General features: G+C 67.4%; 7 protein-coding genes. All 7 read left to right on the forward strand.

Annotation, left to right across the window (positions count from 1 at the left end; genetic code table 11):
- The coding region (locus AC1D00_RS23195) for an acriflavin resistance protein (RefSeq protein ID WP_477012256.1) at positions 1 to 567 on the forward strand (567 nt) is incomplete at its 5' end.
- Positions 568 to 637: 70 nt separating this feature from the next.
- Complete coding sequence (locus AC1D00_RS23200; RefSeq protein WP_477012257.1) at positions 638 to 1,477, forward strand: metallophosphoesterase family protein; 840 nt, start codon at positions 638 to 640, stop codon at positions 1,475 to 1,477.
- Positions 1,478 to 1,860: 383 nt separating this feature from the next.
- Positions 1,861 to 3,159, forward strand: coding sequence for an alanine racemase (locus AC1D00_RS23205; RefSeq protein ID WP_477012258.1), 1,299 nt, complete (start codon positions 1,861 to 1,863; stop codon positions 3,157 to 3,159).
- Positions 3,160 to 3,170: 11 nt separating this feature from the next.
- Positions 3,171 to 3,830, forward strand: a complete 660-nt coding sequence (locus tag AC1D00_RS23210) for an amino acid ABC transporter permease (protein WP_135173255.1) — start codon at positions 3,171 to 3,173, stop codon at positions 3,828 to 3,830.
- Between the two features lie 10 nt (positions 3,831 to 3,840).
- Positions 3,841 to 4,491, forward strand: a complete 651-nt coding sequence (locus AC1D00_RS23215) for an amino acid ABC transporter permease (protein WP_135173254.1) — start codon at positions 3,841 to 3,843, stop codon at positions 4,489 to 4,491.
- Positions 4,478 to 5,206 carry an amino acid ABC transporter ATP-binding protein gene (locus AC1D00_RS23220; protein WP_477012259.1) on the forward strand — a complete coding sequence of 243 codons (729 nt, stop codon included), beginning with the start codon at positions 4,478 to 4,480 and terminating at the stop codon, positions 5,204 to 5,206. The genes AC1D00_RS23215 and AC1D00_RS23220 overlap by 14 nt, the downstream gene beginning before the upstream one ends.
- A 31-nt stretch (positions 5,207 to 5,237) precedes the next feature.
- Positions 5,238 to 5,936 (forward strand): transporter substrate-binding domain-containing protein (locus AC1D00_RS23225; protein WP_477012260.1); only part of this gene is annotated, 699 nt, incomplete at its 3' end.

Genomic DNA, 5,936 nt, shown 5'->3' on the forward strand with positions numbered 1-5,936 from the left:
GGCATCCTGAGGTCGGCGCTATCCGGCATCGCGGCGGCGCTCGCAGTCGCGCTGTCGATGACGGTGTATTACCGCATGAGCTACCGGACCTGGCGCGACGTCGTCAGGCATGGCCTCGCCACGCTCGCCGCCCTCGTCCTGTTCGGCTTTGCCGCCTACGACATGCGCCACACCGCGCTCGCCTATCTCGGCCTCAACCCGTCCAAGCCCGCGGTGGAGTTCGAGATCCGCATGCCCAGGGAGACGCTGACGGCGGTGTCCGATTCCCAGATCGAGCTGCACACCGACCGCAACCAGACGCTGGCGCTGGTCGACGGCGTGCGCGACCTCGCCGACGGCCGCGCGCTGCTGCGCGGCGCGGTGGCGCTCAACCACCGCACCGCCGACCGCGTGCTGGTCGTGAGCCTGCCCGGCAAGGGCACGTTCGAATTCCGCCTCCGCCTTCCCGCCGAGCCGCATCGCTCCGAGCAGTTCGGCCCCTGGCATCTCGCCGACCGCATCGCCTCGCCGCTGGCGGGCAGCGTCGCGCCGCAGGACGCCTACACGATCCGCTACCGCGTGCTTTAAACTTTGTTCGATAGCGGACGATGCAGGCGCCGTCATCGTTCCGACGCTTCGCCGGGCTACACCTTGGCCCATGTCCGCATTTCGCCTGACGCAGATTTCCGACACCCATCTCGGCCGGCGCTTTCCCGGCCTGGTCGCCAACTTCCACCGCGTCTGCGAGCACATCGACGCTGACAGACCCGATCTCGTCGTCAACACCGGCGACGTCACCTTCGACGGGCCGACCAGCCGCGACGATGTCGTGTTCGCCAAAGGCCTGCACGACGCCCTGCCCGTCGCCTGCCGTTACCTTCCCGGCAATCACGACATCGGCGACAATCCGACCGCGATCGGGCCGGCGCCGAAGCCGCCGGTCAGCGAGACGCACCGCCAGCAATTTCGCGACATCATCGGCGACGACCATTGGTCGTTCGAGGCTGCGGGCTGGTGCTTCATCGGCCTCAACTCGCTGGTGATGAATTCGGGTCTCGCGTTCGAGGCCGAGCAGTTCGACTGGCTCACCCAGGAGATCGCACGCACGAATGGCAGGCCGGTCGCGCTGTTCCTGCACAAGCCGGTGTTCCTCAACCTGCCCGACGATCCTGAGACAGCGGAGACCGCGATCCGCTACGTGCCGCAGCCGGCGCGGGCGCGGCTGATCGAGATGTTTGCGCGCGTCGATCTGCGGCTCATCGCCAGCGGCCACGTGCACCAGCGCCGCGACTTCACGTTCCGTCATACACGCCACGTCTGGGCGCCGTCGGTCGGCTTCAAGATCAACGATGCGCGCCAGGACCGGATCGCGATCAAGGAGACCGGCCTCGTCGAGTACCGCTTCCAGGGCGACAGTCTCGAGGTCCGCCACCTCAAGGCCGCTGGCCAGGTCGACATCGATATCGAGGAGATCCTCGCCCAGATGGACCCGCACTAGGGCCTGATGCGATGAGACCCGACTAGCGCCGCGACGGAGGTGCGTTCCCTCCCCCCTTGCGGGGGAGGGCTAGGGAGGGGGGTAGCCCAGGAAAAGGTGCCGGTTATTGATGTTGCACCAAAGGCGGGTGCGCGACGGAAAGAATCCCCGTGTGGCACCCCCCTCCCTGCCCCTCCGCAAGGGGGGAGGGAACGGAGAGAACGCCGCAGTAGGCTCGATTCCACTTACCCCATCACGCACTAGCTCAACCCGGAGGCAAAAATCCTTACCAATATACCTTGTTGCATCGATCTTGGTCTGAAAATGGCTAAAAAGGCCTAATGACAACGTTGTCATTCCGACATATCGTTCCCTGGCGGTCGAGGGCCGCCGAGGGAGCGACGATGCAGTTCTTGTCCCGGTGGGATAGCCAACGCCTGTCGACGACGGTTCGGGGCATTCCCCCCCTGGTCGATGGCCTGGCCACTGAAGACATCGGCAGCCAGCGCTGGTCACCTTCGCGCGGCGATCTTGCCCTGCCCGCCCTCACCCTCGACGAGGCCGCCTTCGCGGCCAACCGCGACCTCTTCCTCAAATGGTGCGCGAGTGCCGGCGTCAGCGTCGCGCCCCACGCCAAGACCCCGATGTCGCCGGAGCTCGCCCGCTCGCTGCGCGCAGCCGGCGCCTGGGGCACCACGGTCGCCAACATCCAGCAGGCCGCGGTGCTGCTCGCGAGCGGCGAGCGGCGCCTGGTACTGGCCAACGAGATCGGCGGGCTCGCGGCCGGCCGGCGGCTCGGCGCGCTGCTCGGCGCCTATCCCGACGTCGAATTTCACGCCTTCGCGGATTCACCGGCCGCGGTCGCGGCGCTCGCCGAGGCCGCGCGGATCGCCGGACGCCGCGAATTGTCCGTGCTGGTCGAGCTCGGCGCAGGCCGCGCCGGCGCGCGCGATCGCGCCGCAATCGAAGCGACGATCGCAGCCGTGCTCGCCGCTGACAGGCTCGTGCTCGGCGGCGTTGCGACCTATGAGGGCGCCGCCGCAACGTCCGATCCCGACGAGACGATGCGCGCGATCGCAGCACTGATGGAGCGCACCATCGAGACGTTTGCGCTGGTGCGCGCCGCCGCCCCGCAGCAGCCGTTGATCATGAGCGCCGGCGGCTCGGCCTATTTCGACATCGTCGCGCGCGCGCTCGCGCCAGTCGCACAGGCTGACGGCAACGCCGGCGTGATCCTGCGCTCCGGCGCGCTGTTCTTTGCCGATCACGGCATCTATGCCCGCGCCTTCGCGGAAATGGACCGTCGCGGCGGTCTCCTCATCGACGGCACGCGCCACTCCGCGGCGGAGGGTTTCCGCCCCGCACTGACGCTCTGGGCCGAGGTTCTGTCGCGGCCCGAGGCCGGGCTTGCGATCGCCGGCTTCGGCATGCGCGACGCCTCCTTCGATCAGGGACTGCCGGTCCCGTTGCGCGTGTTCCGCGACGGCGTCGAGCAGCAAGGGCTCGCCGCTGCGCTGGCGGTAACGCGCCTCAACGACCAGCATGCGTTCCTGTCCGTTGCTTCCGAAAGCGCCCTTGCCGTCGGCAACATCATCGCCTTCGGCATCTCGCATCCCTGCACCTGCCTCGACCGCTGGCGCGTGATCCTCGGCCTCGACGCCGACGGCGTCGTCGCGCGCGCCCTCCCCACCCAGTTCGGCTGAGAGCGCATGCGATGAACTTCCTGCCGCTCTGGCGCTACCAGAACCAGCTCATCGACGGGGCCATCGTCACGCTCGAGCTGACGGTGATCGCGGCGCTGGCCGGGCTCCTGATCGGCGTTGCCGGCGCGGTCGCGCTGAACGGACGCATCACGCCGCTGCGCTGGCTGGTGCGCGGTTACATCGAGCTGTTCCGCAACACGCCGTCGCTGATCCAGATCTTCATCGTCTTCTTCGTGCTGCCGACCTTCGGCCTGAAGCTGCCGGCCTTCGAGGCCGCCGCCGTCGCGCTGTCGCTGTATTTCGGCGCCTATTCGGTCGAGATCATCCGCGCCGGTCTCGACTCCGTGCCGAAGAACCAGATCGAGGCCGGCCAGTGCCTCGGGCTATCCGGCTGGCAGGTGTTCCGTCACATCCTGCTGCCGCCGGCGCTGCGCAACGCCTATCCGGCCGTGACCAGCCAGTTCGTCCTCTTGCTGCTCGGCACCTCGCTCGCCTCGCAGGTCGCCGCCGACGAGCTGTTTCACGTCGCGGGATTCATCGAGAGCCGCACCTATCGCAGCTTCGAGGTCTATGCGGTGATCTGCGCGGTCTATTTCGCGATGGCGATGTCGTTCAAGGCGCTGTTCGCCATCATCGGTTTGGCGGCCTTCCGCTGGCCGCGACGGCGCTGAGGGGACAGCGATGCGATCCTTCTCCCTCATCGATTTCGTCTCGCTGTTCGCGGCGCTGCGCTGGACCGTCGCACTCGTCGTGCTCGCGCTCGCCTTCGGCGCGCCGCTGGCGCTCGGGCTTGCCATGGGCCGCATCAGCCGCTTCGCCGGGCTGCGCTGGACGATGGCGGCATGCATCCAGGTGATCCAGAGCGTGCCGCTGCTCGGGCTGTTGTTCTTCTTCTATTTCGGCATGCCGGTGTTTTTGGGAATCCAGGTGCCGGCGCTCGTTGCCGTGACCATCGCCTACACGCTCTACACCGCCGCCTTCCTCGGCGAGATCTGGCGCGGCGGGCTGGAAGCCGTGAAGCAGGCGCAATGGGAGGCCGGCGCTTGCCTCGGCCTCTCCGCCTGGCAGCAATTCCGCCACATCATCGCGCCGCAGGCGCTGCGGCTGTCGCTGCCGCCCACCGTCGGCTTCCTGGTGCAGCTCATCAAGGGCACCTCGCTCGCCTCGATCCTCGGTTTCGTCGAACTCGCCCGCGCCGGCCAAGTGGTGAGCGCAGCGACGTTCCAGCCGCTGCTCACCTACGCGCTCGTCGCCGCGATCTATTTCGCGCTGTGCCTGCCGCTCACGCTCTGGTCCCGCTCTTTGGAGGCCCGCCTCGATGGCTCTCGTTGAAATCCACGACGTGCACAAGACATTCGGCAAGGTCGAGGTGCTCAAGGGCGTCTCGCTCGACGTCGAGGAAGGCGAGATCGTCACGATCATCGGCCGCTCGGGCTCGGGCAAGTCGACGCTGCTCCGCTGCATCAACGCGCTGGAGAGCGTCGATTCCGGCGAGATCCGGGTCGAGGGGCAGAAGGTTCACGCCAGGATGCCCGACCTGAAGAAATTCCGTCAGCGCGTCGGCATCGTGTTCCAGGCCTTCAACCTGTTTCCGCATCTGAAGGTCGAGCGCAATATCACCCTCGCTCCTCTCCTCACCGGCCGCATCGAGAAGGCGAAAGCCCGCGCACTCGCCGAGGACGTGCTCACCCGCGTCGGCCTTGCCGACAAGATCGACGCCTGGCCCGAGCAGCTCTCCGGCGGCCAGCAGCAGCGCGTCGCGATCGCGCGCTGCCTCGCCATGGCGCCTCACCTCATGCTGTTCGACGAGGTGACCTCCGCGCTCGACCCCGAGCTCGTCGGCGAAGTGCTGAAGGTGATGGAGGCGATGGCGAAGCAAGGCATGACCATGATCCTGGTCACGCACGAGATGGGCTTTGCCCGCAACGTCGCTAACCGCATCGTCTTCATGCACCAGGGCAGCGTCTGGGAACAGGGGCCGCCTGCAAAACTGTTCGCCAATCCCGAAACCCCCGAGCTCGCCAGCTTCATCGCCTCGGCGAAATGATCATCCAGCCATCCGCCACCAGGAGAGAGTCATGAGACAACTGAAATCCCTTTTTGCAATCGCAGCCACGGCACTCGCGGTGATCGCCGCGCCGAACCTCGCGCACGCCGACAAGCTCCAGGACGTGGTCGGCTCCGGCAAGCTTCGCGTCGGCATCCTGACCGACGCCGCGCCCTGGGGCTTCAAGGACGACAAGGGCGAGGTCGCGGGTCTCGACGCCGATCTCGCGCGCCTGATCGCCGCCGACATGGGCGTGAAGCTCGAGCTCGTCCCGGTGACGGGCCCAGCACGCATCCCGAGCCTGCTGTCGGACAAGATCGACATGCTGATCGCAGGCCTCGGCGCCACGCCCGAACGCGCCCAGCAGGTGATGTTCTCGCAGCCCTATGCGGTGGTGAATCTCGGCGTCTACGGCGCCAAGGCGCTGCCCGCCGCCACCGGCAAGAAGCCGGACAATCTCGACGGCCGCAGCGTTGCCGTGGCCAAGGGCTCGACGCTCGACGTCTGGCTCACCGACAACGCACCCAAGGTGAAGCTGGTGCGTTTCGAGGATACGCCCGCCGCACTCGCCGCGTTTCTCGCGGGCCAAGCCGACACCTTCGCCGAGAACAGCGCCATCGCGCTGAAGGTGCAGGATCAGAACCCGACCAAGGAAGTCGAGCTGAAATTCCTGATCCGCCAGTCGCCGGCCCATGTCGGCGTGCGCCAGGGCGAGCAGAACCTGCTCAAC

The organism is Bradyrhizobium sp. P2_E8 (assembly GCF_056403875.1).

Coding starts and splice junctions, on each gene's coding strand:
- AC1D00_RS23200 (WP_477012257.1), top strand. CDS start 638: ATGTCCGCATTTCGCCTGACGCAGATTTCCGACACCCATCTCGGCCGG.
- AC1D00_RS23210 (WP_135173255.1), top strand. CDS start 3,171: ATGAACTTCCTGCCGCTCTGGCGCTACCAGAACCAGCTCATCGACGGG.
- AC1D00_RS23215 (WP_135173254.1), top strand. CDS start 3,841: ATGCGATCCTTCTCCCTCATCGATTTCGTCTCGCTGTTCGCGGCGCTG.
- AC1D00_RS23220 (WP_477012259.1), top strand. CDS start 4,478: ATGGCTCTCGTTGAAATCCACGACGTGCACAAGACATTCGGCAAGGTC.
- AC1D00_RS23205 (WP_477012258.1), top strand. CDS start 1,861: ATGCAGTTCTTGTCCCGGTGGGATAGCCAACGCCTGTCGACGACGGTT.